The 26,592-nt window shown below is 51.6% G+C and carries 23 protein-coding genes; 14 read left to right on the forward strand and 9 right to left on the reverse strand.

Translation table 11 applies throughout. The features are described 5' to 3' along the window. Positions 1-80 precede the first annotated feature (80 nt). From GX147_01385 to ychF, 7 genes are all read left to right on the forward strand, one after another. Entirely contained in the window at positions 81-938 is an 858-nt protein-coding gene (locus GX147_01385; GenBank protein ID NLN59362.1) for a hypothetical protein, read from the forward strand. A 113-nt stretch (positions 939-1,051) separates the two neighbouring features. After that, positions 1,052-1,651: an isochorismatase family protein gene (locus GX147_01390; protein ID NLN59363.1), complete on the forward strand. Its 600-nt coding sequence runs from the start codon at positions 1,052-1,054 to the stop codon at positions 1,649-1,651. A 1-nt stretch (position 1,652) separates the two neighbouring features. Beyond that, positions 1,653-2,990, forward strand: a complete 1,338-nt coding sequence (locus GX147_01395; protein ID NLN59364.1) for a nicotinate phosphoribosyltransferase — start codon at positions 1,653-1,655, stop codon at positions 2,988-2,990. Between the two features lie 219 nt (positions 2,991-3,209). Further along, on the forward strand, positions 3,210-4,058 hold the full coding sequence (locus tag GX147_01400; protein ID NLN59365.1) for a MoxR family ATPase: 849 nt from the start codon (positions 3,210-3,212) through the stop codon (positions 4,056-4,058). 10 nt (positions 4,059-4,068) lie between these two features. Next, positions 4,069-5,262, forward strand: coding sequence for a hypothetical protein (locus tag GX147_01405; protein NLN59366.1), 1,194 nt, complete (start codon positions 4,069-4,071; stop codon positions 5,260-5,262). 438 nt (positions 5,263-5,700) lie between these two features. Then, positions 5,701-6,552 (forward strand): hypothetical protein, encoded by an 852-nt coding sequence (locus GX147_01410; GenBank protein ID NLN59367.1) that lies wholly within the window; start codon positions 5,701-5,703, stop codon positions 6,550-6,552. A gap of 9 nt (positions 6,553-6,561) precedes the next feature. Further along, positions 6,562-7,656, forward strand: coding sequence for a redox-regulated ATPase YchF (ychF, locus tag GX147_01415; protein NLN59368.1), 1,095 nt, complete (start codon positions 6,562-6,564; stop codon positions 7,654-7,656). 97 nt (positions 7,657-7,753) lie between these two features. Here ychF and GX147_01420 read toward each other — a convergent pair whose 3' ends face one another. From GX147_01420 to GX147_01445, 6 genes are all read right to left on the reverse strand, one after another. Then, positions 7,754-7,912, reverse strand: a complete 159-nt coding sequence (locus GX147_01420) for a hypothetical protein (GenBank protein ID NLN59369.1) — start codon at positions 7,910-7,912, stop codon at positions 7,754-7,756. Positions 7,913-8,063: 151 nt separating this feature from the next. Then, complete coding sequence (locus tag GX147_01425; protein NLN59370.1) at positions 8,064-8,417, reverse strand: hypothetical protein; 354 nt, start codon at positions 8,415-8,417, stop codon at positions 8,064-8,066. 546 nt (positions 8,418-8,963) lie between these two features. Beyond that, on the reverse strand, positions 8,964-11,096 hold the full coding sequence (locus tag GX147_01430) for a sigma 54-interacting transcriptional regulator (protein ID NLN59371.1): 2,133 nt from the start codon (positions 11,094-11,096) through the stop codon (positions 8,964-8,966). 42 nt (positions 11,097-11,138) lie between these two features. Then, the gene (fusA, locus tag GX147_01435) at positions 11,139-13,172 is read right to left on the reverse strand and encodes an elongation factor G (GenBank protein NLN59372.1); all 2,034 of its coding nucleotides are present in this window, start codon (positions 13,170-13,172) and stop codon (positions 11,139-11,141) included. A 27-nt stretch (positions 13,173-13,199) separates the two neighbouring features. Continuing rightward, positions 13,200-13,826, reverse strand: a complete 627-nt coding sequence (locus tag GX147_01440; protein ID NLN59373.1) for a GerMN domain-containing protein — start codon at positions 13,824-13,826, stop codon at positions 13,200-13,202. Between the two features lie 210 nt (positions 13,827-14,036). Beyond that, positions 14,037-14,957, reverse strand: coding sequence for a radical SAM protein (locus GX147_01445; GenBank protein NLN59374.1), 921 nt, complete (start codon positions 14,955-14,957; stop codon positions 14,037-14,039). Positions 14,958-15,213: 256 nt separating this feature from the next. On the opposite strand from GX147_01445, the gene GX147_01450 reads away from it, so the two are divergent. From GX147_01450 to GX147_01480, 7 genes are all read left to right on the forward strand, one after another. Beyond that, the gene (locus GX147_01450; GenBank protein ID NLN59375.1) at positions 15,214-16,077 is read left to right on the forward strand and encodes a glycosyltransferase; all 864 of its coding nucleotides are present in this window, start codon (positions 15,214-15,216) and stop codon (positions 16,075-16,077) included. 209 nt (positions 16,078-16,286) lie between these two features. After that, complete coding sequence (locus GX147_01455) at positions 16,287-17,153, forward strand: UbiA prenyltransferase family protein (protein ID NLN59376.1); 867 nt, start codon at positions 16,287-16,289, stop codon at positions 17,151-17,153. Then, positions 17,150-18,472, forward strand: a complete 1,323-nt coding sequence (locus GX147_01460) for an FAD-binding oxidoreductase (protein ID NLN59377.1) — start codon at positions 17,150-17,152, stop codon at positions 18,470-18,472. The genes GX147_01455 and GX147_01460 overlap by 4 nt, the downstream gene beginning before the upstream one ends. Next, a complete protein-coding gene (locus GX147_01465) occupies positions 18,473-19,204 on the forward strand; it encodes an SDR family oxidoreductase (GenBank protein NLN59378.1) in 732 nt (243 codons plus the stop codon). Positions 19,205-19,312: 108 nt separating this feature from the next. Then, positions 19,313-20,530 (forward strand): hypothetical protein, encoded by a 1,218-nt coding sequence (locus GX147_01470; protein ID NLN59379.1) that lies wholly within the window; start codon positions 19,313-19,315, stop codon positions 20,528-20,530. Positions 20,531-20,559: 29 nt separating this feature from the next. Continuing rightward, on the forward strand, positions 20,560-21,549 hold the full coding sequence (locus tag GX147_01475) for a glycosyltransferase (GenBank protein NLN59380.1): 990 nt from the start codon (positions 20,560-20,562) through the stop codon (positions 21,547-21,549). 469 nt (positions 21,550-22,018) lie between these two features. After that, positions 22,019-23,686 carry a hypothetical protein gene (locus GX147_01480; protein ID NLN59381.1) on the forward strand — a complete coding sequence of 556 codons (1,668 nt, stop codon included), beginning with the start codon at positions 22,019-22,021 and terminating at the stop codon, positions 23,684-23,686. Positions 23,687-23,782: 96 nt separating this feature from the next. Here GX147_01480 and GX147_01485 read toward each other — a convergent pair whose 3' ends face one another. The 3 genes from GX147_01485 to GX147_01495 are packed head-to-tail and all read right to left on the reverse strand — an operon-like array spanning position 23,783 to position 26,584. After that, positions 23,783-24,667 carry a hypothetical protein gene (locus GX147_01485; GenBank protein NLN59382.1) on the reverse strand — a complete coding sequence of 295 codons (885 nt, stop codon included), beginning with the start codon at positions 24,665-24,667 and terminating at the stop codon, positions 23,783-23,785. Beyond that, positions 24,654-25,793 carry a glycosyltransferase family 4 protein gene (locus GX147_01490; GenBank protein ID NLN59383.1) on the reverse strand — a complete coding sequence of 380 codons (1,140 nt, stop codon included), beginning with the start codon at positions 25,791-25,793 and terminating at the stop codon, positions 24,654-24,656. Before GX147_01490 ends, GX147_01485 begins: the two co-directional genes overlap by 14 nt. Beyond that, a complete protein-coding gene (locus GX147_01495; GenBank protein NLN59384.1) occupies positions 25,790-26,584 on the reverse strand; it encodes a hypothetical protein in 795 nt (264 codons plus the stop codon). The genes GX147_01490 and GX147_01495 overlap by 4 nt, the downstream gene beginning before the upstream one ends. Positions 26,585-26,592 lie beyond the last annotated feature (8 nt).

A 26,592-nucleotide genomic window follows, 5' to 3' on the forward strand; every position in this document is an offset into this window, starting at 1 on the left:
AAAAATTCTCAGTCCGCCTGTGACACACGGGCGCGAGCCGTGCCGCCCGAATCCACTGGTCGGAGAATCTTGGCATCTGGATGGTTTGTGAAAAGGGAGACGACCGATTCTTCCATGCCTTTGGCTCAGGGAAACCCAAACCGGGAGGTCTCCTCGCCGCATCCTGTGAAATCAATTTTCCCACCGGCGGCATTGACCGACGCACGGGAGGCGCCTTTGCCCGGGATCACCGGGGCCAGGTTTTTGTTGTCCACCGGGGCCGGATCGGCGGAGGACGTAAAGGTATTGGAAAATCTCTTTTCGATACCCATTACCGGGGCGTCTGGGCAATGATGGATGATGGAGGCCAGGAAACCGTCGTCGCCGTCATCGGGCTCCTCAAATCGGACCGCTTCCCGCGTCACCTCGCCCATTTCGTTTACAAGGTCGAACGTATCAAAAATGAGACAAATGCCCCTTCATCCCAAACCACACTGCTTTTCCCGGACGTATCGTTTCGTGAAGAATGGACGGGACGCCGACAAGCGGATTTCTTTCGGGACATGGCGGGCATGTGCGATCAAGGTGTGATTGTCAAGGATCTCTGCAGGGAATTGAAAACGGGCGGGTTCCGAGTCGGCAACGACCCCTTCCGAGACCTGTTTCTGGTGGATGATCAGGGACGTATCCGGGTGATCTTTCATGTTTTAACGGATGTCTCCCCTTCCAGCCTTCAGGAAGGGGTCACCCAACTGCTGCTCCAGAGCCTGAACATTTCGCGGAAAACCCTGCTCGGACTGGCCGTTCCCCGCTTACCGGAAGCGGATGCGTGGAATCGCTTTTCCAAATTGAATGTCGATCTGTTCCCCTATACTTGGGAAAATGATCGGGCATCGTTCCCGGATCTGCTGAACCGTCTGCCGAGTGTATGCATGAAAACAAACGCGAACCCTGTATAAAATGAACCCGAAACACGGTAACCATACCGGTCACAATACAGATTCTACTTGATAGGATGAGTCTTTCCCCCTTATGATAGGGCCATGGAATTGCTCGTTTCAAGGAAACACACATGAAAAAACGCTATCGTCTTCAGAACGGCGATGCCCTCGTCGTGGTAGATGTGCAGAACTGCTTTCTGCCCGGGGGATCACTCGGTATCGCTGGCAGTGACCGGATCATCGCGCAGGTGAACCGGATGATTCGCCTTTTCAATGAACGGAATCTGCCGGTCGCCTTCTCGCGGGACTGGCATCCGCCCGACCACAGTTCCTTTGAACAACAGGGTGGTCCCTGGCCCGCTCACGGCATTGCCGGAACGGCTGACGCGGATTTTCCGCCGGAGTTGTCGAAACCGGGCGCGGTCATGGTCTTTTCCAAGGCAACCCACAGAGAACATGAAGAATACTCGGCTTTCCAGGCGAAAAACGATGAGGGGCTGTCCCTTCGGGTCTGGCTGGAACAAATGAACACAACGCGGGTCTGGGTATGCGGTCTGGCGACGGATTACTGTGTTCTGAATACGGTACGGGACCTGCGCCGGGCAGGTCATGCCGTCATCGTCCTGACCGACGCCGTGTATGCCGTCCACGCAAACGGCGCTGAACAAGCGTTGACCGATATGGCTGCCCGAGGTGCCGAAATGGTAGAAACCGACCAGGTTGAGGGGTGACATGGACATCCTGACGAGCCCGCTTTTAACCGATCTTTACCAACTGACCATGCTTCAGGGTTACGTTGAGGAAGAATTATTCGATGAGGCCGTCTTTGAATTTTACGTCAGACAAATGCCGAAAAACCGTTCCTTTTTGGTGGCGGCAGGGCTGGAATCCTGTCTTGCCTTTCTGGAGAACATGGCCTTTTCGGACGAGGAGATTCTTTACCTGGAAAGGACAAAACGTTTTTCTTCCGCCCTCCTCGATTACCTGAAAACACTCCGTTTCCAAGGAGATGTGCATGCCCTGCCGGAAGGCACCATTTTTTTCCCCAAGGAACCCTTGATCCGTGTTACGGCACCCCTACCGGTAGCGCAGCTGGTCGAAACGCGCCTGATCAATTTTCTGCACTTTGAAACATTGATCGCCTCAAAAGCCGCCCGTTGCGTGATCGCCGCCCGGGGACGCGCATCACTGGTCGATTTTGGCCTGCGCCGGGCTCATGGCGCTGAAGCGGGTCTCCTTGCGGCTCGTGCAAGCTGCCTGGCCGGCTTTATCGGCACGGCGACGGTTCCGGCCGACCTGAGTTACGGCATTCCCCTTTTCGGTACCATGGCTCATTCTTATGTCGAAGTCCATGCCGACGAAGAGACGGCTTTTTTCAATTTTGCCCTGGCCAATCCGGCCAATGTAACCCTGCTGATCGACACATACGATACCCTGAAGGGGGCCCGAATCGCGGCCAAGGTGGCAGCAAAGCTGGCGGAACGGCATATTCGTGTCCAGGCGGTCCGGCTTGACAGCGGCGATTTGCTGTCATTATCCAAGGCGGTCCGGGTCATCCTGGATAGTTCCGGTTTTCCCGATATTCATATTTTTGCAAGTGGGAACCTGGATGAGTTCGCCGTAGCGGATCTGCTCGCCCAGGGTGCCCCGATAGACGGCTTCGGTATCGGTACAAGACTCGACACATCCGACGACGTTCCCTACCTAGAATGCGCTTACAAACTGATGGAATACGCCGGGGTGCCCCGCTTGAAGAAATCCAGCGGTAAAATCACATACCCGGGACGCAAGCAGGTTTACCGAACAATGCGGAACAACCGGATGTCAGGGGATATTATCGCTCTGGAGGACGAATCTCCCGTCGGCGTACCTCTTATCATGAAGGTCATGGACAAGGGGAAAAGACTCCGGAATCGGCAGAGCCTCCCGGAACTGGCGAGCTACACGGCCAAACAGCGGGCGGGTCTGCCTCCGACACTTTGTCAGCTGACCGGAACGGGCTTTTATCCGGTCAGGATATCTGATGCCCTGATACGCCTCAAGGAGGAAACGGAGCGGCGCTTGGTATAAAAAGACGGGACCATTCCATCCCCTTTTTAGTGACCATCCAGGCATCCCTTATCAGGCAATCGGATAAAAATGGTGGATATTTTTGGTTTTTTTTGTTACCCAAAGGCACCGGCCGTTTCGTCAAGCGGACGACCCGCCCGATAATCTGCTCCATATCGCACTCGGAACGACGAAGGAACCGGAGAGATCCCTCGAATACAATATCAGCAAGGAGTCATCATGTTTCAGGAAAGACAGAATGCCCGGTTCGGCGGTGCAGCAAAATATATACTCGACGATGAACTGGCCCAGATTGTAAACATTTCCATGGCCCTCGAAATGCCCCTGCTTTTGAAGGGTGAACCCGGCACAGGCAAAACCATGCTGGCTCACGCCATTGCGGAAAGCCTGAAAATGCCCCTTCTTATCCTCAACGTGAAATCAAGCATGAAACTGCTGGAGGCTCTCTATCAGTACGATACGCTGACCCGGTTGAACGACAGCCGGTTCGGTGATTCCAAGCGGGACGTGAGTCATATCGAGGCCTACATCAAGATGGGGAAAATCGGCCAGGCCTTCACGGCTGATACAAAAACCGTCCTTTTGATCGACGAAATCGACAAAGCCGATACGGACTTTCAGGATGATATGCTGGACGTTCTCGATCAGATGCAGTTCGATATCATCGAAATCGATAAGACGATCCGGGCTAAACACCGCCCTGTAATCGTCATCACATCAAACGCCAAGAAGGACCTGTCGGATCCATTCCTGGGACGATGCAATTTTCATCACATCGCTTTTCCGGACGCCGACATGATGCGCCGTATTCTGGCGGTTCATTTCCCAGACCAGAGCACGGCAGTCCTGAATGCCTGCATTGAATCCTTCTACCGTTTACGTGATATCCGGGGGCTGGAAAAAAAACCGGCGACCCGGGAGCTGATCAACTGGATCCGGGCCCTCAAGACCGACCCCGACTTCAAACCAAAATCCCTGGCTAAGGGGCTCCCCTATCTGGGCGTCTTGTTTAAAAAAAGCGGTGATCTAAACGTTGTCTCCCAGGCATTGAATCGGATGCGTTTCTAGGAGATCGCCTGTGTTCATCCAGTTTTTCTATACGCTTCGGGAGAAAGGCATCCCCATTACTCCGACGTCATTTTTGCGCCTGCAGAGGGCCATGCGTCTGGGCCTTATAACCTCTATTGAAGACTTCTATACCGCAGCCCGCGCTATTCTCATTAAAAGTGAACGCTACTTCGATCTATACGACCAGATCTTCGCCCACCACTTCAGGGGGGTGCCGTTGATTGATCCCGAGGAAGTTGAACTGGAGGAGGTGGCCCGGGCACTCCTGGAGGAATGGCTGAAAAACCCGGGAGACATTGCCGCGGCCCTGGGAATCGAAGAAAACAGACTGAAGAAAATGTCACCGGAAGCACTTCTCCAGTACTTCATGGACCGTCTGAAGGACCAAACGGAAGAACATCATGGAGGCAACAGGTGGATCGGCACCGGGGGTACCTCGCCGGTGGGACACTCGGGTTATCACCCCGGCGGTATGCGGGTGGGTGGCGTTTCCCGGAACAAATCCGCCATCAAGGTGGCCATGGAACGGCGCTTCCGGGACTATTCCCTAAGCGGACCCATTACGGAGGCCCAGATGGGGGAGGCTCTGAAGCGTCTCCGGCGCATGGTGCCTCACGGACCCAAGGATGTGGTCAATGTGGAGAAGACGATCTACGAAACCATGCGAAACGCCGGAGAAGTGGAAATTGTCTTTGACCGGCGTCTCACGGACCGTCTGAAAATTATCCTCATGATCGATAACGGCGGCTGGTCCATGGAACCTTACGTTGATATCGTTCAAACCCTGTTCAACTACGCCCGCTCCCAATTCAAGGATTTGAAGATTTACTATTTTCACAACTCGATCTACACCTATGTCTGGGGGGACCCGTATCGGCGGTATAAACCGGAACCGATCGACGAATTTATCCGTAAGGACCCGGAAACACGGCTGATTATCGTCGGAGACGCCAGCATGGCCCCATCCGAGCTCATGCACAAAAATGGCGCCATCTATTTCGATCAACGAGAAACGATACCCAGTATCGACCGCTTGAGGTTCTTGACGTCCGTCTTCCGCCACGCTGTTTGGCTCAATCCGCAGGCGGAGGAGGAATGGCATTACACCTGGACGATCGGAATCATCGAACAGATCTTTCCCATGTATGAATTAAGCCTCGATGGTCTGGACAAAGCCGTCCAGCATCTTATGTCCCGCCACTAGACAGCTCGTATGGATTTTTACCGGGTATATTTATGTAGGGGGAGAGGCTGGATAAAAAGAGAAAGGGCTCTCGGCAAGCCCGCTCTTTCCCCTGATACGTGCATCGGAATCGTTTGGGTCGGGAATTCTCAGAATCGGCAGTCCCCTCCCGGACATCACCCTGGTTGCCCCGTGGGGTACCCCTGAAAGTGCTTATTTTCCGCTCTTTTCCTTTTCTGGGTCCACGGCAAGGTCATAAGCATGTATGGTATCCTAAAATTTGATGACATATTCCCCGAAAAACAAACGGCCCGCAAATGGTGCTTCACCTCTTTGACCGTGGCGCGTCATCATTGTCGAATGCCTCCAGGTGTTTACGGGATTTGCCGGATCGTTTGTTTTGTACTGTTCCTCCTGGTGGAAGGCATCCTTTGCGCCGATGCCCGGGGAGAAACCTTTATGGACCGGCACACGGATCACTTCATCCTGACATTCACGGATCAGGACAAAAAAATCGCTGAGAACCTGATCGGAGTGATTGAAGGAATACGGGCGGATATCATTGGCAGCACGGGTAAAGATTTCACGGATAAAACAAACATCATCATTGCACCAACCATAGAATCATTTAGCAAACTGCAACCGACGGAAGCCAAAATACCCCTGTGGGCAGTGGGCGTTGCCTACCCGGAGCGCAATCTGATCATCCTGCGCTCCCCTTTCTCCGTCCGGGCCGGACACCCCGACATGATTAAAACATTCGCTCATGAATTCAGCCACATCGCTTTGGGACAAGCCCTTCCGGGGAAGACAATTCCCCTGTGGTTGACGGAGGGTCTCGCCATGTACCACGCCAGGGAATGGAGCTTCTCCCGGACAGCGATTCTCACTCGAAACGTTCTCACGGGAACCCTGATCCCTTTGCGGCAATTGACATCCGGCTTTCCTTTTGAAAAAGACGCTGCGCAACTGGCTTACGCGGAAAGTTTCATGTTCATCTCCTTCCTGATCAATCGTATGGGGCGGGAGGCTTTTCATCACTTCATTCTGGATTACAGCCGTCACGGAGACAGTGAAGGCGCCCTCCGCCGGGCGACAGGGCTCTCCCTGGCGGATCTCGAGGACCAATGGTTTGCGTACCTGAAAATGCGCGTGTCCTGGTTGCCTATCGTAACGAGTGCAACGACCCTATGGTTTGCCGCTTCGATCATTTTTATCGTGGGATATGTTAGAAAACGGATTCAGGGCGTGCAAACCCTGCGGAGATGGGAAGAAGAGGAGCTTCTGGACACCCCAATTATGAAAAAGTGAGATCTGATCATGGGATTCAAATGCGGCATTATCGGTCTGCCCAACGTTGGGAAATCAACTATTTTTAATGCGCTGACTGCGGCCGGTGCGGAGGTGGCCAACTACCCTTTCTGCACTATTGCCCCCAATATCGGCATGGCCCTTGTTCCGGATCCGCGACTTACGGCTATCGCAACGTTGGTCAAGCCGGAAAAAATCACGCCAACAGCCATGGAATTTGTGGATATCGCAGGCCTTGTCAAGGGCGCAAGCCGCGGGGAAGGACTCGGAAACCAATTTCTCGGGCACATCCGTGAGGTGGATGCGATTGTGCACATCATACGCTGTTTCAACAACCCCAATGTGGTCCATGTCGACGGCACTATAGACCCCCTGAGGGATCTTGACATCGTCCAGTTGGAATTGATTCTTGCCGATATGGAAACCATAGAAAAACAGATCGAAAAATCGGAGAAACTTGCAAAAACGGGCGACAAGGATAAGCAAAAATCCCTCGAAATATACCGGCAAATCCGGGAAGGATTGGGGAAGGGTGTTCCCGCCCGCGCACTTCCGGGTCATGAAGATTATGATGAATATCTTAAGGGTTTGCACCTTCTCACAGGCAAAAAGATGCTGATTGTCGCCAATGTCAGCGAGGAAATCCTTAGGAAGGGCGGGGAGATGTTCCAGAGGCTGAAACGAAAGGCGGCCGAGGAAGGAAATCCTGTCATTTCCATCTGCGGCGACCTGGAGGCGGAAATCGCCGAACTGCCTCCTGAGGAACAGCCCGAGTTCCTGAAGAACATGGGCCTCACGGAATCGGGCTTGGCCAAACTCATCCACGCGGGTTATGACTTGTTGGACCTGATCACCTTTTACACAACCGTTGGCACGGAACTGAGGGCCTGGACCATTTCACGGGGCACAAAAGCCCCGCAGGCAGCCGGAAAAATTCATACCGATATGGAACGGGGATTCATTCGAGCGGAAATCGTGCATTACAACGATTTCATCCAATTTGGCGGTATGCAGGGTGCTAAAGAGAGCGGCCGGGTTCATGTGGAGGGCAGGGACTACACAATCCTGGATGGAGACATCGTCCATTTTCGTTTTCACATCTGATGATGCGGTGATAGAGCGGGCCACAGGGCATAAAGAGGGCAGACAATTTAATCGGGACCCAGTCGTCAAAACCCTTGAATTCGTACATGTGTTCACCTCACCACTTTCCCGTTAGATAGTTGAACGCAATATGGCGGATCTCCTCCCAGTCCTCGTCCTGGACCATCAGGAAGGGACGGGCCGGTATGTCCGATCCGGGATGCTTCACCACACGCACCGGATGCGCCGCGCCGGGCCAGCTCCGCCAAAGCGTCACGGACTGCCCTGTCCTGTATGTCAACCTTGATCCGCATAATTTTCTTGATTTTTCCGTCTGTTATAGTAAACTGGCGTTCAATCCACCGGGGCGGGCCTGGGTTCCTGATGTCCCGGTGCGGAACGCTACGGTTTCCAGGAGCCGGATGGCTCTATCTTCCATACAAAAGAAGCCCCTTTCTCTGGTCTGCAAAATAGCTTACCTTGTCTCCCCGGAAAAACGTGTACCCCACGAACGTTCCTCCCTGATATTCACCGGCCAGCATGACATGGCGTTTCTTTTCATCCTGAAAAAACCGGATAAACCGCTTTCTCATGACGATTCTGCCCGTTTTGTCTCCCTTCATGGGCATGAGCCATATTTCAAACGGGGCTTCGAGGACCTGCCTGATCAGCGGGAAGTAGGCCTCCCGTCCGTCCAGCCGAATGTGATCGAAGAGATAGCCCGACAGAACGATCCGTCCCCCGTCAGGCGTTGCCAGCGAAAAGAGGAAGGTGGATGGCAAAAGGGGGGAACCAAAAGACCATCCACCTTTATGTGGACTGAAAGGGTTTTGGGGTTGCTCCCTTTCAGGTTGCTCCCAAGTGAAGGGGGGGTGGTGGGCGGAAAGGAGAGTTAAACCGCCCACCTGCTATATTCGCTCAAGCATCTTCATGCCGGGGATAAGGAGGCTTTCCCGGTTTCTACATGCCTTCTACGCTAATGCGACAAAAGATTATCCAACTTCACTTGATCTTTCCCTATTGATTAAGCAATATGAGTGCCAACCCGAAGAAGTTCCTCGAATATTATTGTGGGTCCCCGGAGGGATAACAAATATATAAAAATGATATCAATAGGTTATGGACTATTTATCCCCGACACATTCCTTGAGTTCAGACTGAATCGTTCGCTTTGGAACCAAGCCAGTGCGCGTCGCCCGCAACAGAATAGTGCGATCTGCGAACACAAAAAGACGCCTCTTGGTATAGGATGCGGTATTAAGGAGGGCAATGGGAAGCGTGCGCATAACGCACTGCGTGCGTTTTAAGCACGCCTCGAAAGAGGGCGATCAGTTTCCTGCTTTTTGAAGACGCTTCTGTTCGCGGATCAATTTATATCGGGAAATCCCCAGCAGTTTGGCCGCTTGGGTCTGGTTTCCGCGTGTTTTACTCAAGGCGCAAGAAATAATTTTTTCTTTGATGTCGTTGGTGATTTTTTCCGTCACCGCATTATAATCCGACACCTCAGTTTCATCGGGAGAAAACCAATCAATCTGGGATAACGGGGCAAAGAGATCTCTGCTCTTGCTCTGATCCGCACTGGCCCGCAATTCAGAAGGCAGATTCCCGGGCGTAATGACGGAATTCGGATTCTGCAGGATCATGACCCGTTCCATCAGATTTTTCAGCTCCCGGACATTACCAGGCCAGGCATAGGAAAGCAACACGGTCTCGGCATCCTTGTTGAATCCCCGAACCCGTTTTTGAAATTTCTTGTTGAACTCATCGACATAGAACCGGGCCAACAAAAGGATATCCTCTCCTCGCTCACGCAGTGGCGGTATGCGAATCGGGACAACGCTGATACGATAGTACAGGTCCTCCCGGAAAGTCCCTTCAGAAACCATTTGCGTCAAATCCCTGTTTGTCGAGAAAAGGAAGCGGATATCGATAGGAATATTATCCGTCCCGCCAAGCCTTCGAATATAACCATCTTCAAGCATGCGTAAAAACTTGGCCTGCAGGTGGATACTCATCTCGCCGATTTCGTCGAGCAACAAAGTTCCGCCACTGGCCACTTCCAACAATCCGGCTTTTCTTTTTTTCGCATCGGTAAAGGCCCCCGCCTCATATCCGAACAACTCACTCTCCAGCAGCGTCCCCGGAATGGCCGCACAATTGATATCGATGAAGCGTTTGTCACTGCGTTTGCTCTGTTTGTGAAGTGCCCGTGCAATCAATTCCTTACCTGTACCGCTTGCGCCCTGGATCAGAACGCTTGTATCGTGACCTGCTATTTCTTCTATAATGTAAAAAACTTGTAGCATTTTTTCCGACTGCCCAATCATGTTATGAAAGCCGAGGAGCATATTTTCTCTCTCTTTCAGAATTTCCACTTCTGTTTCAAGGGACTGGGCTTTCAGGGACAGCATGGCGTGCATGATGGCGTTATCGTAAGACGTCGCCGCATCCTGTGTGAGTATATCCAACATCTGAATCTGGCCTGGAGAACAGGCGCCGCTTTTTTGAGCCAGATAGAGAACACCCCGGAATTTATCTTTGACGCCGAACGGCACGGCAATTTCGGATGTAAAACCCGGGAATATCGGCTCACGATTCAGGGAGGATTTTTCCTGCGTGATGATAGTGTTAGCGTCCAGAGCTGATTTAATGATGCTTTTTTCCACCTGCGATGCATAGGTCTTGCTCTCGTCGATGATGATATCCTCACCAAAAGTAACAAGCCCGCGGTCCTTCTCCAGTTCCAGGCAATAGACCATTGCCTTTTCACAACGGGTGATGTGCAGGCCGCTCCGGGTTAAAATATTCAGGATGTTGTTATCCAGTGAATGTCGGGCATTCATCTCCGAAACAGCGTGTTGCAGAATCATAAGCTGCCGGATTTTCTCGGCATTGGCCTCAAAAAGTCGCGCATTATGGATAATGATGCCCATCTGGTTGGCAAAGGTCAGAAACAGGTTGATTTCTTCCGGATAGAATTTGGTTGTCTCCTGACAGGAGGCAGCCATGGTACCGATAATTTCATCGCCGATTTTGAGCGGCGCGCAGATCATTGACCCCTTGCTGTAGACTTTCGCCAGCATGCGGTCCGTTTCGGTGATACGATCATCCGAGGTGGCATCCTCAATTGCCATGGCTTCACCCGTCGTCGCTACCTTTGCCGCCACGCAATCGTGCTTTCTGACGTCAATGGCCACCGAGAAGGCCCGCTCAGCCTCTTCCGGACTGTAATTTTTCACGACCTGCGTTTCAAGGTATTGCCTGGATTCATCGAACAGACGGATTATACCGATACGGAACCCCAGGGTATCCACCACCTCATCCAGGATTTTCTTCAGAATATCGTTCAGACTTCTCGATTCCGTTACAAAGGTGTTGATTCGGAAAATGCTCTGGAGGAGCTTATCCTTGTCCAGCATGGGAACGATTGTCACGGTATCCTGTCGTCTTTTGTCTTCCACCGGATTGTCTCCACGAGCTTGCTCAACATGTCTTGTTCATCATCAGCCCCTGTCGAAAGTCAAAAATTGCATCGAAAATACCGCCCGTCCCTGAGTGGCGGACCGTAAATCCGTCGAATATCCAAAGAGAGATTTCAGGGGCACACGACAACGGATCTCGCTAAGGTGACCTTTCTGGGCGATGGATTGCACCTCCCCGTGACGGGCGTTGATATCGCCGATCACATCACCCATAAATTCCGCCGGGGTCACAACATCCACCGCCATGATGGGCTCGAGCAACACGGAATCCGCCTGGACACAGCCATCCTTAAAAGCTGTAGCCGCCGCGATTTTGTAAGCCATCGGCGTTGACTCACCTTCCCGCACCGATCCGCCGATCACCTCCACCAGGACATCGACAACGGGATAGCCCCCGAGAATGCCGCTGGAGGCAGACTCGCGGATCCCGGCTTCAATCATCTCGCGATACTCATCAGGCAAAGCCAACCGATCAACCTTCCAGACGATCTCAATCCCATGGCCCCGCTCCAATGGTTCCAGACGGAAGCGTACATGACCAAAATGCTTCTTATCCCCCAGTTCTCGATCGAACCGTCCTTCCACCTCTATTGTTTTCCGGATTGTTTCGCGATAAACCACCCGAGGCCGTCCAATATTAACATGGGCGTTGAACTCACGGGTCAATCGGTCGAGAAAAATCTTCAGATGCAACTCCCCCATACCGGAGACGATTGTCTGGGCTGTATCATCATCGTACTTTACCCGCAGAGTCGGATCTTCCTCCAACAGTTTTGTCAATGCGACGGATAATTTTTCCTGATCCGCCGGGGTCTTGGCTTCAATTGCCTGACTGATAACCGGTTCATGGAAGTCAATTTTTTCCAGGATGATCGGATGGCCCTCGTCACACAGGGTGTCTCCCGTAGTGGTCTCTTTCAATCCCATTACCGCGATGATATCCCCTGCCACGGCTTGATCGATGCGTTCCCGCTTGTTCGCGTGCATCTTCAGAATACGGGAAAGCTTTTCTTTTTTCTTCCTGGTCGCATTATAGACCTCCTCCGTAACCCGAAGAACGCCGGCATAAACGCGAATAAAAGTCAGTCTACGCCCCTCGTCCATCATCACTTTGAAAGCCAGGGCGGCCAGGGGTTCTTTTTCGCTACTGGCCCGTTTTTCCTCCTCGCCCGTCGCAGGGTGATGGCCCTTAACCGGGGGCACATCTTCCGGCGAAGGCAGGTAAAGAACCACCGCGTCAAGAACAGGCTGAATGCCTTTGTTGCGAAGGGCCGTACCGCAGAGAACCGGTACGATTTTCAGGGTCAGGGTCCCCTTACGGATCGCCTCGACAATTTCCACCTCCTTGATCTCCGATCCTTCAAGGTACCGGTCCGCAATATCGTCGTCGACCTCCGCCAAGGCTTCGATCATTGACTCCCGATAGCGTTCCACTTCATCTCTCATCGCTTCCGGCACATCCGATACATCATAGGAAGCGCCCAGGTCCCGGTCGCTCCAGCGCAGGACTTTTCTTTCGATGAGATCGACAATGCCTTCGAACCGATCTTCCGTTCCCAGGGGGATTTGAACGGGCAGAGGAACGGAATGAAACCGCTCCCGCATCATGTCAACGACTCCCCAGTAGTCTGCCCCTATGCGGTCCATTTTATTGATGAAGGCCACTTTGGGTACATCGTATTTATCTGCCTGGTGCCAGACTGTTTCCGACTGTGGTTCGACACCACCGACGGCACAAAATACCACCACAGCGCCATCCAGAACACGGAGGCTCCGCTCGACCTCCATGGTAAAATCGACATGTCCCGGTGTATCAATCAGATGAATCTCGTGCTGATTCCAGCCGCAACTGGTCACGGCTGACATGATCGTTATACCTCGCTCCTGCTCCTGAGGCATCCAGTCCATGATCGCCTCGCCGTCATGAACCTCACCCATTTTATGAGATTTACCCGTATAGTAGAGGATTCTTTCCGTTACGGTGGTTTTACCGGCGTCAATGTGAGCAATAATGCCAATATTGCGGATTTTGGCGAGTCTTGATTTGGGAGCCATGGTTCCTGTATCTTCCTGGAGCAGCGTTTAGATATTTCTGGCCCCTTCAACAATTAAATCCCTGTCCGGGGAAAAGACCTCCTCGGTGCTGACATGCCCTTTAATCGAGACAATCGGCTTGTCCTCCACGAAAATCCTGACACCCCGAATGGTTTGAATATTCCGGACCAAAGTATTGGTTAAGGAATAAATCGTGGCAACCTCACTGGTTGTTCCTCCGGGGTGATTCCGGATCAAGTCCTCGCTGAAGTTAACCTGCGCAATCGCATCGTGTCCGATCTTTATCCCTTTCAGGGTCGTCTTGTCGGGAAAGGTGCTGATATGCCCGAGCTTGCTGCCGTCGATAAGGGCCCTTACAAGCCTTACGGCCTGGGCATTGACGTCCGTTTCTTTTACAATGAAGCGTTTTTCCGGAACGAAAAAGAGTTCATTTCTATCAGAAAAATAGAGAACCATCTCCAGCTTTTCCTTCTTGGCCGGCGACCCATTCGTTCCGCTCACGGGGGGATAAACCATATTGAAAATGGAAACAAAGAAGAAAACAAGAAACCCGAAAAAGGCGATGCCTATAGTATACAAAATCGCCATACGCTTGCCTTTTTTCATCTTTTTGATTCTTGTTTCCGTGTATCTGCGTTCTTTTTTCGTCCCCATTGCACCTTGCAACCCTTCCTGTGGATCAGACTCGTAAGCTAGGGTATTTTATCCGGACTGTCAAGCCAAGAAGCAAAAACCACAGATTTCATTTGCCTTCAGGACAACGCCCGAGACCATCTACAGTCACCCCGCCTCATCAGGCGGCATCGCAATTCAGGGCTCCAGGGCTGGTCTCATTTGCCAATCATGCAGGCGGTTGTCGATCCCCTAATCTCTCATACCATCGAGACGTCGCAAACCGGAATGCCGTGCGGCGTCCACGGCAAGCCCGAATTCTTTCCGGGATATTCGCCGGGCAATCAAGGGATCCGTCATTGCCTTGCCGGCCGGGTGGTACTGGGCCATGATGTTCACATAGGTACGGGGGGATATCTCCTCCGCCAGAAAACGCATAATATCCCCTGTCCCGGCCATTCCACCCGGCATGACCAGATGCCGGACAAGGAGTCCCCTCCGCGCTATCCCATCCTGGTCAATCACAAGATCACCCACCTGACGGTGCATCTCCCGGATGGCCGCGCAGACCCTTTCCCGATAATCCGTGACATGGCAGAACCGTTCCGCCCACCGGTTATCCCAGAATTTGAAATCGGGCATATAAAGATCGATAACGCCATCCAGCATGCGAAGCGTTTCCACCTCGTCATAGCCGCCCGAATTATAGACCAGAGGAATGTTCAGGCCTTGTTCAACAGCCGGAATCAGCGCCTCCAGTATCTGGGGCACCATGTGGGTCGGACTGACCAGGTTGACGTTGTGGCAACCACGTCTTTGAAGCGACATCATCATGTCGGCGAGTTCGTGTTTATCCACGGGATCACCTTCCATCAGATGGCTGACTTCGTAATTTTGACAAAAAATGCACAAAAGATTGCAGGAACTGAAAAAGATTGTCCCGGAACCGCCGGTCCCAACCAGGGGAGATTCTTCCCCGAAATGGCTGTGAAAACTGGAAACCCGGGCTTGTCTGCCGACGCGACAGACACCCACATCCTCCGATAGACGGTTTGCGCCACAATGGCGGGGACACAGGCGGCAGGCGGAAAGTACTTCCAAAGCCCGCAAGGTCCGTGTTTCCAATACCTTTGCCTGGTAGAGGTTCACGTATGAGGGAACAAATTCACCCATGTCATTGCCCGGGATTCCAGGACCCGTACCTTGGTCCCTTGCATCCAAAAGTGTTTCCTTTTCCGGTTTATGCGATTCCCCCTATCATAAAGCCCGTTCGCTTCTATCATGGAAGGAAATCAAGCGTTACGGCGAAGTCGAGCTTTTTTGCCCGAGAACGCCACATCACTTATCATTGACAAGCATGCTATTATACACACAACCTTGTGAGGTGTTACCATATGGTGGATTCGTCCATGTCGACAAGAGAGACCACATGAAAATCTCGATCATTGTCCCTTTCTACCGGGCGGGGAAATACATAGAGGATTGCATCCAGGCACTTCTCACCCAGGATTTTCCTTCCGATCTTTACGAAATCATTATGGTCAACAATAATTCGCCGGACCAATCCGCCGAGATCGTCAAACGTTATCCCCGTATTCGACTTCTATCACAAAGCAGGCAGGGTTCCTACGCGGCACGGAACCTCGGTATCGCGGAAGCGACGGGGGACATTATCGCCTTCACTGACTCGGATTGCGTACCGGCCGTTGACTGGCTGCGGAACATCTCCAAAGCCATGCTCCAACCTCATGTGGGCATTGTTCTGGGAATCCGCGAATTTCCGGTCCACTCCACGTCCTTGACTCTCTTGTCCTGTTACGTTCGTGTAAAAGACGCCTACATGCTTTCCAGCCATGACAAGGATCTTTTCTTCGGGTATACCAACAACATGGCCGTCAAGAAGCCCCTGTTGGAAGAATTGGGCCCTTTCATGGAACTGTCTCGCGGGGCGGACACGATTTTCGTACGACAAGCAGTCGATGCCTATGGTTGCAACCTGATTCATTACACCCCCGATGTGCGTGTCCGGCACATGGAAATGACCGGGGTGTTCAGATTTTACCAAAAAACATTCACCTATGGGTGGAGCAACAGACACAATCAACGTTACGTGTCGTTTCGTCCTTTGACCTATACGGAAAAATTTCATATTTTCATCAAAACCGTCAAGAGGCACCAGTTTACCATTCTGCAGTCTGTTTACCTTCTCTTTCTTCTCCTCATCGGCGATTTTTGTCAAAAATTTGGAAGAGGGCGGGCGGTCCTGAGCCCCAACTCCCCTGTCCCCGGATAGAGAAAATATTGGCGGGAATATTTCCTTATGAAGGGAGTTGAAGGCTCACCCATCCCCGGCCCCTTCCATGCGCCTCGAAATACTTCAGGAATCATTGTCACCAAGACTCAAATATGTTATGCCCCAGCAGAAGAAACATGTGCCCACTTTTTCAGGTGTTGCAGGGTAACCATAAATGTGCCCAAAATTAAATGATCGGGACGAGAGGAATGAAACATTTCATTGTATTATTACGTCCTCACGAGTACATTAAAAATCTCTTCATCTTTCTCCCCCTTTTTTTCGCGTTTCAAATCACCGATTCGGTGCTTCTGGTCAAGGCCGCCATCGCTTTTGTCGCGTTTTCTCTTACGGCCAGTGGGAATTATATCCTGAATGATTATTGCGACATTGAGGAAGACCGCCGTCACCCCCAGAAAAGGAGTCGCCCCCTGGCATCCGGTACCGTGGAGAAAAGCAGTGCCCTGGCAACCATGTTTTTGCTGTTCATTCTGGGAGTGGGCTTGATGTCCGCATGTTCCCGGCACGCGGCCGGCATTCTCGTCATTTATGCTTTACTGAATGTCTTCTACAGTTTTTATCTTCGACGTATCGCCATTCTGGACATCACGGTCATCGCCATGGGATTTGTCCTTCGCCTTTGGGTGGGTGGCGCGGCAACGGATATTCCCCTGTCCATGTGGATCATTGTCTTGACGTTTCTCCTCGCCCTCTTTCTGGCCTTGGCCAAACGCCGTGACGATGTTCTGTTCTACCTGAACACGGGGCAAAAAACCCGGAAAGTTATCGACGGATACAACATCCGCTTCCTTGACGGTTCCATGACCATTATGGCCTCAGTCGTCATCATGTCCTATATTCTTTACACGACCTCTCCCTACGCAATCGAAAAAATGCACAGTGAACATCTGTACTTAACGGTTATCTTCGTTATCATTGGCGTTCTCCGGTACCTTCAAATTTCCCTTGTCGAACATAACAGCGGATCTCCAACCCAAATCGCCATGAAAGATCGCTTCATTCAGATTACGATTCTGGGCTGGATTTCCCTTTTCACATGGATCATGTACCGATGAATCGGTTTCGCAAAACGGATGCCCCTTACCGCAGTTGGGGAAACTATCCCAACTGCCCAAGTACGGCGCATCAATTTTTACATTCCGCAGAATTGCGTGCCATTTTGGACAAACATGCAAACCTTATCCCTTACGGAAACGGCAGAAGCTACGGTGACAGCGCGCTTGGACCCAATCTAATCGATTTCAGGCGGTATAATTATTTTTTGGACTTTGACGAAAACAACGCGATTCTGCACTGTCAGGCCGGTGTGCTTCTCTCGGACATCCTGGACGTTTTCGTGCCCCGCGGCTGGTTCCTTCCGGTAACGCCCGGCACAAAATTCATCACCGTAGGCGGCGCCATTGCCAGCGACGTCCATGGTAAAAACCACCATGTCGCCGGGTCATTCAGTGACCATATTCTTGATTTTGAACTGATGCTGCCAAACGGGGCCATCGTGACCTGCTCGCCCCTCGCCCATACGGATCTTTTCCGGGCAACCTGCGGCGGCATGGGATTGACCGGCCTGATCCTCACCGCCAGGATCAAAATGAGCGCCATCTCATCCTCGACGATCGCGCAAGTCACCATCAAGACCCAAAATCTGGCAGACACTTTCAATGCTTTTGAGCAATACGGGGACGCACCATATTCCGTGGCCTGGATCGACTGTCTGGCCACGGGGGATAATCTAGGCAGATGCCTGATGATGACAGGTGAACATGCCACGGATAATGCTCTCGCATACGAGGGCAGAACCGGTTTTTCCGTACCCTGTCATTTCCCCGGCTTCACCCTAAACAACTGGACCGTGAAGGCATTCAACGCCTTATATTACGCCAAAGCGCGCCGGAAAATTTCACGCCGCTCGGTTCCGTTAGAACAATTTTTTTATCCCCTGGACGCCATTGCACAATGGAACCGCATCTACGGGAAAAACGGTTTTACCCAGTACCAATTCGTTCTACCTCTGGGGGAGAGTTTGCGAGGACTGGAACGAATTCTCACCCGTATCGCCGTCTCCGGCAAAGGCTCCTTCCTCGCGGTGCTGAAACGATTTGGTCCAGGAAACGCAAATTGGCTTTCCTTTCCCATGGAAGGGTACACCCTGGCCCTCGACTTCAAGATGGAACCGGACCTCTTCGGATTTCTGGACGCACTCGACCGCGTCGTCCTCGATCATGGCGGGCGCTTCTATCTGACCAAGGACTGTCGTGTTCCCCGTGGTCATTTTGAGCCGGGATACCCGAACCTCCGGAAATTCCGGGAATTGAGACAAAGATACAATATGGTCGGTAAGTTCAATTCGCTGCAATCGGAAAGGCTGGCACTGTAAATGAATCCCGTCCTGATTATCGGCGCGAAAAGTGATATTGCACAGGCAATAGGACGCGTATATGCCCAAAACGGCTATGATCTCTATCTTGCCGCCCGGCATGCTGATGAATTGACATCTTTTGCACGGGATCTGCGTATTCGCTATCGGCGGGATATCCGCTGCTTCGACCTGGATGTGCTGGACTGTCCGTCCCATTCGGGATTCTACGAGACCCTTCCGGAAAAACCCGCCGGCGTTGTCTGCGCCGTCGGTTATCTGGGCGACCAAAAGCGGGCCCAGTACGATTTTGCTGAATCCCAGCGGATCATTCACACCAACTTCACCGGCCTTGTCAGTCTGCTCGACATCATCGCCAATGATTTTGAAACACGGAGACAGGGTTTCATCGTCGCCATCAGCTCGGTGGCCGGTGACCGCGGCCGCAAGAGCAACTATTGTTACGGGTCCGCCAAGGCCGGTTTATCAACTTACCTCTCCGGGCTACGCAACCGTCTCCATGACGCGGGAGTCCATGTATTGACGGTGAAACCGGGCTATGTGCATACCAAAATGACCCGGGGAATGGCACTTCCGTCATCATTAACCGCCACTCCGGAGAAGGTGGCCCGGGACATCTTTCAGGCGCAACAAAGGGGCCGGGACATTCTCTATACGAAATCGCTCTGGCGATGGATCATGATGGTGATTCGTTTGATTCCCGAATGGAAATTCAAGAGGCTGAGTATATGACTGAAAGAGAGGCATTCAGGTTTCATCATAATAAATGATATGGGAAATCGTCTGGTCGCTTAAAATCGCATACTCGCTGTACCGTCCAAAAGGAGTGATGCTATACCCGTGAGAAAAAAGGACAAGAAACAGATATCAATTATCCCGCCAAGACACGCTGTACCCGAGAGTGATCAACTGACAACACCTGCAAAAGTTGTCACCGTAGCAGTGTTGACGGGGGTGTTTGCTTATACGATTTATGATTATTTGTCCGAGGTGTCCAGGGGGGGTAATCCTTGGTGTCTGAGTGACTGGTTAGTCAATTATTCATCAGGATTCGCCTTGAGAGGCGCCTGCGGAGAATTTGCTCTCTTCCTCAGCAAAAACATGAATTTGGATTTACTATGGACTGTGGCGACCATCCAATCCATCCTCCTGCTTCTTGTCTATTTCTTGATTCTATTGATTTTTTGCAGTTTTAAGCGTTCTTCCGTTGAATTGATGATCCTTTTTTCCCCGGTTTTGCTCTTATTCCCGCTTTACGATCCCTTGACAGGCCTGCGGAAGGAAATCCTCGTCTATATTCCTTTCCTTTTATACATTTGGAGCCTGCTAAAAGGAAAACTTTCATCCTATATCGTCATGCTTGTTCCGGCAATGTACGCCTTTGCCCTGTTTTCCCATGAACTGGCTGTTTTTGTGCTGCCTTTTTTTCTCCTCCTGACGTTTCTGTTTTTTCATCTACAGATTATAGAAGAACGGCGGATGTATCTTTTGATGGCTTTTTTTGTTATCCCAACTGTAGTTACCCTGGTCTGCATGTTCGTTTTCATGGGACGCGACACAACCGATATGTGTAACCAACTGATATCAAATGGTATAAATCCATCATACTGCACGAAAGGAAGCCTCTTGGCTTTTGATCATTACGCCCATGGACCACGGAGCGTGGTCAATCATATTTTCGAACGGTTTTACCTGTTTACCTATGGAGCGGCCTTCGTTTTAGCCCTTCTGCCTTTTTTCTTCATGCAGAACGTGAATATTCCGAAAAAATATTTCGTCGCCTTTCCAATCGGGGCTTTCTTGTTTATGCTGCCTTTGTACATTTTTGCCATTGATTGGGGGAGATGGGTCCATATTTACATTTTCTTTCTTTCGACACTGGTCTTTGCCTTAGCGCCCCTGGGTTATTTGAAACCGCGAATGAAAGTACCCGTGATTCTTATCGTGGCATACGCTATGCTGTGGAGCATGCATCATTGTTGCTTTGGCGGGCTGGGAATCGGCGCCGGTTATCTCGTTAACAATCTTCTCTACGATATTGTAAAATATTCGATTTAAAATGATAAATCGCTTTTGAGGTCCTGCTGTTGCATACAAATGAATCCGGATCAGAAAACACGCGAAAAAGTGTTTCCATCATTGTTCCCGCCTGGAATGCGGAAGCGACTTTGCGTCAAGTCCTGGAGCCGCTCCTGCCCTTGCCGGACAACTGGGATATTGTGGTTGTCGATGATCATTCTACCGATGAAACCGTCGCTATCGCGCAATCCCTGGGTGTCAGAGTTGTGCCCTCCAACTGGCACCGAAGCAGCCTTAAGGCCCGAAATACGGGGGTCGCTTTGTCCCGCGGAAATATTCTGGTCTTTATCGACGCCGATATCGTCACCTGTATCGACGACTTACGGCGAGGGATCGAACGCCTCCCGGAGGATGAAAATGCCTGTCTCTTCGGTGTCTATGACCGCGGGGACCACCTGGGTAACACCGTCAGTCGCTACAAGAATTTCTGGATACGGCACAGCACACTCGCATCTCCCCCACCTTTGCGGTGGCTGAACAGCAGCCTGATCATCATCCCCAGAACACTGCTCAACAAATCAGGGGGCTTTTTAGGAAATTTTTTATGCAGCCACGGCGGCGAAGATCTTGATCTCGGCCGTCGGATCGCTGAAATCGGTGGAACGATCCTTCTGGACAGACACCTCGAAATCACCCACCTGAAGCATTTCACCCTCCGTCGTTTGTGGATAAACGACCTGCAACGCGCCCGAGGCTGGCTGCGTCATTCCCTAGCCATCAAAGGCTGGGCGTCCGTCATCCGCAGCCCCTCCCTGGCAAATGTCAGCCCGGACTTCAGCTGGGCTGTCGTGGCAACGACCTCGGCGGTTCCAACAGCCGTACTATCGATCTGTTGGCCTCCCTTTGCCATACTGTCATCCGCATCACTTCTAGGGGGGGTTTTGCTCAATTTCTCCTTCCTGAGGGAGGCTTTCATGGAAAAAATACGCGGCCGATACCTCTTTATTCCCCTTTTGTGGCTCGATCAACTGGCCTGCGGATTAGGCATCTGCCTTTAGATCATCTCCCGGATCCCATGGAGAAAAACCCGATTGGCTGACTGTCCGGTACGGGACGAAGACTGAAACACCCCTTGCTCACGTGTTCACGCAGTTTTAGCGTATGTTTGAAAACCAGATCATGGGAGCGCCGATGGGATTGATGGGGAAAAGCGCCAGCATGCAGACGGGGGATAAAGCCCCGATACTTTAATGGAAGCAACGGGAAACAGCAGAAAAACGCTTGACTCCACGAGCCATCGAACGGCGCATGATCTATGCGACAGAATAGAGAAAAAACGGGAAACGCACGCGGGAAGGAGATGCGCCGCAGGAGAGACTGCTTTCCGTCATGATGAGGGGAAGTTCCTTGATTTTCATTGCCATTCCCCGCAAATTTGTTATATTTTGGGAAAATTGATGGAGTCGCACCATAGAAATCTCGGATAAATTCCTTCCTTTCGCAATTCCCAAACTGAAATCCCGGAACATGAGAATCGGGAGAGAGGGGTTTCTGCGTCGTTCCTTTTCCGTCGTGCCCGAGGATTTTTGCCGCCTCTATCAGAATGATGAACTCCGGCTGAACATCGAATTTCTGGAAGAGGCGGCAGGGGCCAGGGTGTTCCTGCACACCAATATCGATTGCCCGAAAAACAAATGGCGGGAAATCGAATTTTCAAGAGGAATGGATGGTTACCATCTCTCCTGTCCGGTCAGGCAATGCGGCAACTATCAATTCAAGCTTAAATATTCTCTGGCTAATGGGAAAACCTGGTACTGGGACCGGGCCCCCTTCAGCCGCGTCATTGTCGATCCGGAGTACATCAAGGATATCAGAATGTATACCCTGATCCCATCCGTTTCCGGAACGATCAGGGACTGGATCGCCCTTCTTCCCGGGATTGCCGACTTGGGTTTCAATACCCTTCATCTCCTCCCCCTGACGAGTCGCGACAATACGGAAAGCCCCTATGCCGCCTGTGATCTCTTTTCCATCGACCGTGCCTACACAGGTAATGAACAGGATTCGGCTTTTTCCCTGTTTGGGACGTTTACGGAAAAAGCACGGGAAATCGGCATACGTCTCTGTTTTGACCTGGTCCTGAACCACATAGGGACCGGCAGCAAAATGGTGCGGATGTGCCCGGAATGGATCGTGCCGGACAAAACGGAAAAGGATGGTTTCAAGCGGTCCGGGTGCTGGCACATGAATGCCTGGCTTAAGTGGGAGGATCTGGTAAAAATTTATTACGATCACCCCCATCCCGACATCCGCAATGATATCTGGGACTATATGAAAAAGTATGCCCTTTTCTGGTCATACTTCGCAGATTTAACAGGTGGCATGGTCCGCCTGGACAACCTCCATTCCAGTCATGAGGGATTTATCACGGAATTACTGGAAGCATTGCGTCAGACTTACCCGAATCTGGCGGTCACCGCGGAATTTTTTACCGATTCCAACACGATTCTCAAAAAAGCGGCACAATGGCAAATCAACCTTTTTCTGGCCAACCAGTGGGAATACCCCTACGCGGAGAACCTGAGAAACTATATCGCTTACATTCATGACATCGGAACTAAGGTCCGTTTTTACCTTCCTATCACCACCCACGACACGGGTGCGCCGGCCCAGCTTTTCGGGAAGGCGGAAGCGGCTGTCCCCCGTTATGCCGTAACCGCCCTGATGGGAACAGGCCAAACAGGAATTGTTCAGGGGACCGAGCACGGATATCCTGAAAAGATCAACTTCATGGGCCGCAGGGCGCCATGCCGGTTTTCAACAAATGCCTGGATTGCCGAAAGGATCGGGGCCATCAACCGTCTCCTCCGCTCATCCCCTATCTTCCATGAAGCAGGGAATCTCGACTGGATTGACAACAGACATGGGGCCGTGCTGGGCGCCCTGCGCCGGCCGAACAGACGCGGTGATCGCGGATTTTTAATCTTTGCCAATCTGGATATTCGGAATCCGTACTACTTTTTCATCCATCTTTCGACTTTGATCCCGGGCAGGCCCTTCCTGCGCATGGAAGACTGCATCGACGGCACAGGCTTCGAAACCAAATCGGACCATATGCAGATTCACGTTGGCCCCTGTGATATCCGGGTTTTCGCCGTCGGGAAACCAGATACAATCCCCGACCATTCAGATTGAGCAGACGCCTCTGCAAACGTATGCAACCTCAATGGCATACTCTGGAACCTTTGAATACGAGAGGCTTCCGGATAAATTCATGTTGCCATGACGGATTTATTGAAGGGGTGCGGCGTTTTTCCGGGCGATGATTTTTTCCGTATGCCGACCGATACGTTTTGCCTTGCGAATCACCCACTTCAAGGCAAAACGATCCCACAAACTTTTAACGGGGCGATCATGATACCGTTCAAAAAGAAACCGTCTGTCCGTTTCGGTGAAGACGGGATCCGGCAGCGTATAGAAGGTTTCAGCCATCGTTTTAATGAACCATCTGCCCTTCATCCATTTTCTCCGGTCCACCCGCTGAAAATCAAGGAGAGCGAGCCGAAAAGGGTCCTCTTCCTCCCCCGGGCCAACCATCAGGTGGTCGGCGTTGAAATCCAGATGATTCAATCCCGCGTCGTGCATGACTCTCATCAGATCGGCGATGGCCCTTAATATCAAGTTTTTATCGGCCTGTCCTCCATTGCCTTCGAATCGCTCGGGGTGACACTGAATTAACCTCTCCAATGACACGAAAGGCTCCATACTTTCCGTGATGAGGAAGGATTCATAACATAGAGGCGAAATCCTGCGTTCCCCGGCGGCGACCGGTGCCGCAGTCGCAATACCCGCTCCCCTGAAATCGCAAATATTTTGAAATTCCGTCATGCCCGACGAGGCGTTGCGGAACAGCAATAGCCCTTTGATTCCACTCCAAATCGGCGGTCGTTCCGCTTTATGGCGCTTGAGGAAAAAAACTCGAGATTCATTGCCCGAAGAGAGCTCGATACGGCATATGCGGCGCTCCCTGATTTCTTTGACGGTCTCTCCGCCCTGGAATCCATAGACACGATCGAAATCACTGAGTCCCACAGCCTCAAGCAAAGACCGGTACTCCCGGTTTACGATCATTCCTGGAAGCGTGTCGACGACAATGCCACGGTTATTGACGTTCACGGTCTTTCAACTCCCGGATACGTTCATATAAAGCGAAGAGTTGGTCCATATGGCGGTCAATCGTAAATTCGGCGGCTTTTCTGGCCGCTTCCCCGCTCATGATGGCATGATTCTCCGGATTCGTTGATTCTTTTATCCTTGCGGCCAGTTCCTCGCTTTCCCCTGTCCGCAGAACATAGCCGTTCAGACCGTGGTCAATTATTTCGCTGGCCCCGGCCGTTCGAGACACAATGACGGGAACCCCGCAGGCCATGGCTTCCAGGCAGACATTGCCGAAGGTATCACCATGACTCGGAAACAGAAATATATCGGCTGCCGCATATAATCTTTCCGGGTATTCATAATGTCCGATGAATCGAACTTGGCCGCCTATGTGGTGCTGATTCGCAAAATGTCTGTACGGGTCTGTCAGATCTGTTCCTGCAACGACAAGCACGAAAGATCGGTCCTTTATGCGTGTCAATGCCTCCAGGAGCAAAGGCAGGCCTTTCAGTTTATAATTGTTGCCCATGAATAAAATGACCTTCTCGCCGGGTTTGATGGCAAGTTCTTTACGCATTTCCCCCTTAAATGAATCCGCCAGAAACGGATTGAACCTGGTTGTGTCGACACTGTTGTAAATGACAACAATCTTTTCCTCCGGAACCCGGTAGTGAGTCATGATTTGCTCCTTGACCAGGTTGGAGATTGCCAGGATTAATTTTGCCCCTCCCTTATGAAAAATCCTTCGATCAAGCAACGATAAGGCTTGTCGTCGTGGCCCGGCCGCCTTCAATGAGCGAATGATACGGTTCGGATATTTCGTTTCCATTTGAATCGGATTGATGCTGTCCGAGGTTCGATAAATGTCCTGAGACCAGATGCGTTCCATACTTTGGACCACATCCAGTTTCACTGTGGAACAACGATGTGACGCCATGATGGCGAAGGAAATATTCTTGGCGGGGGATGCAAAAGGGATCATCGGCACAGGGTGCACGGTAACGCCTGCCCGGTGTTCACCGCGGTAACAAAACACATGAACTTCATGATCTCTTTTTGCCAGTTCTTCAGCCAGCATCATGGTATCGCGTTCAAGCCCTCCTTTGGAGGACAGAAAATATTTACAGACCAACCCGATTTTCATACATCCATCCCCATCGATTGGCTGGTGTCATCCGGACGATCCCGAGACGGCTGTTTTTTTATAACGCTGCGCCATGTTGAAACAAATAAATCAACCCTGTCGGCTCCCTGATTGCAATCGCGCTCCAAGTCGCGCACGAAATGACCCAAATCCCGCTCCGCCCTTTTATAAGAAAATTTCAAGAACCTCCTGGCGCAATCCAGATCAACGAATCTGATTTTGGGAGTGATTGCTTGGCTGTTAAAAAGAATATTGTCCCAGTTTGTATCACCGTGAATGTATCCTCGTTTGTGGATCTGAGCCAGCGCTGTCGCCGTATGGCGTACGAGAACATCCTGTTCTTCACGGCCAATCGTGTTCCAAAGATCCGTCAAGGTTCTGTGGTCCGAAAGAAATTCGGTGACCAGGTAAGCCGGCCCGAGAAGACGATATCTGCGTTCTTCAAAAAGAATGAGGGGACGCGCGACGGGCAAGCCAAAACGTAAAAGACGATGGGATAAAGACCATACACGACGGGCACGGGAGCGACGGAAAGCGTTTTTTAAACGGTACCACCACCCTGGGCAACTATAGCGTTTAAGAAAATAATCATGGCCGGACAAGCGTGTGTGAAAAGCTTCGCAACCGCTCCCCTGACCGAACAGAACATTTGCCTCTCCGAAAACCGCCTCCGGATTTGGGAGCATCCGTCCAAGAAGGGGGGAAACTTTCCGGCTGTTGACATACCAGATTTTGAAATGGCCTTTTCTGATAAAATGAACAGCGTTATGTGAAGAATTTTGAACCGGCATGTCCGCCC

Source organism: Deltaproteobacteria bacterium (assembly GCA_012522415.1).
GTDB lineage: Bacteria > Desulfobacterota > Syntrophia > Syntrophales > JAAYKM01 > JAAYKM01.

Bases quoted from the DNA above. Each gene is read 5' to 3' on its own strand.
- GX147_01385 (NLN59362.1), top strand. From the start codon at position 81: ATGGTTTGTGAAAAGGGAGACGACCGATTCTTCCATGCCTTTGGCTCA.
- GX147_01390 (NLN59363.1), top strand. From the start codon at position 1,052: ATGAAAAAACGCTATCGTCTTCAGAACGGCGATGCCCTCGTCGTGGTA.
- GX147_01395 (NLN59364.1), top strand. From the start codon at position 1,653: ATGGACATCCTGACGAGCCCGCTTTTAACCGATCTTTACCAACTGACC.
- GX147_01400 (NLN59365.1), top strand. From the start codon at position 3,210: ATGTTTCAGGAAAGACAGAATGCCCGGTTCGGCGGTGCAGCAAAATAT.
- GX147_01410 (NLN59367.1), top strand. From the start codon at position 5,701: ATGGACCGGCACACGGATCACTTCATCCTGACATTCACGGATCAGGAC.
- ychF (NLN59368.1), top strand. From the start codon at position 6,562: ATGGGATTCAAATGCGGCATTATCGGTCTGCCCAACGTTGGGAAATCA.
- fusA (NLN59372.1), bottom strand. From the start codon at position 13,172: ATGGCTCCCAAATCAAGACTCGCCAAAATCCGCAATATTGGCATTATT.
- GX147_01440 (NLN59373.1), bottom strand. From the start codon at position 13,826: ATGGGGACGAAAAAAGAACGCAGATACACGGAAACAAGAATCAAAAAG.
- GX147_01445 (NLN59374.1), bottom strand. From the start codon at position 14,957: ATGGGTGAATTTGTTCCCTCATACGTGAACCTCTACCAGGCAAAGGTA.
- GX147_01450 (NLN59375.1), top strand. From the start codon at position 15,214: ATGAAAATCTCGATCATTGTCCCTTTCTACCGGGCGGGGAAATACATA.
- GX147_01455 (NLN59376.1), top strand. From the start codon at position 16,287: ATGAAACATTTCATTGTATTATTACGTCCTCACGAGTACATTAAAAAT.
- GX147_01460 (NLN59377.1), top strand. From the start codon at position 17,150: ATGAATCGGTTTCGCAAAACGGATGCCCCTTACCGCAGTTGGGGAAAC.
- GX147_01465 (NLN59378.1), top strand. From the start codon at position 18,473: ATGAATCCCGTCCTGATTATCGGCGCGAAAAGTGATATTGCACAGGCA.
- GX147_01480 (NLN59381.1), top strand. From the start codon at position 22,019: ATGAGAATCGGGAGAGAGGGGTTTCTGCGTCGTTCCTTTTCCGTCGTG.
- GX147_01490 (NLN59383.1), bottom strand. From the start codon at position 25,793: ATGAAAATCGGGTTGGTCTGTAAATATTTTCTGTCCTCCAAAGGAGGG.
- GX147_01495 (NLN59384.1), bottom strand. From the start codon at position 26,584: ATGCCGGTTCAAAATTCTTCACATAACGCTGTTCATTTTATCAGAAAA.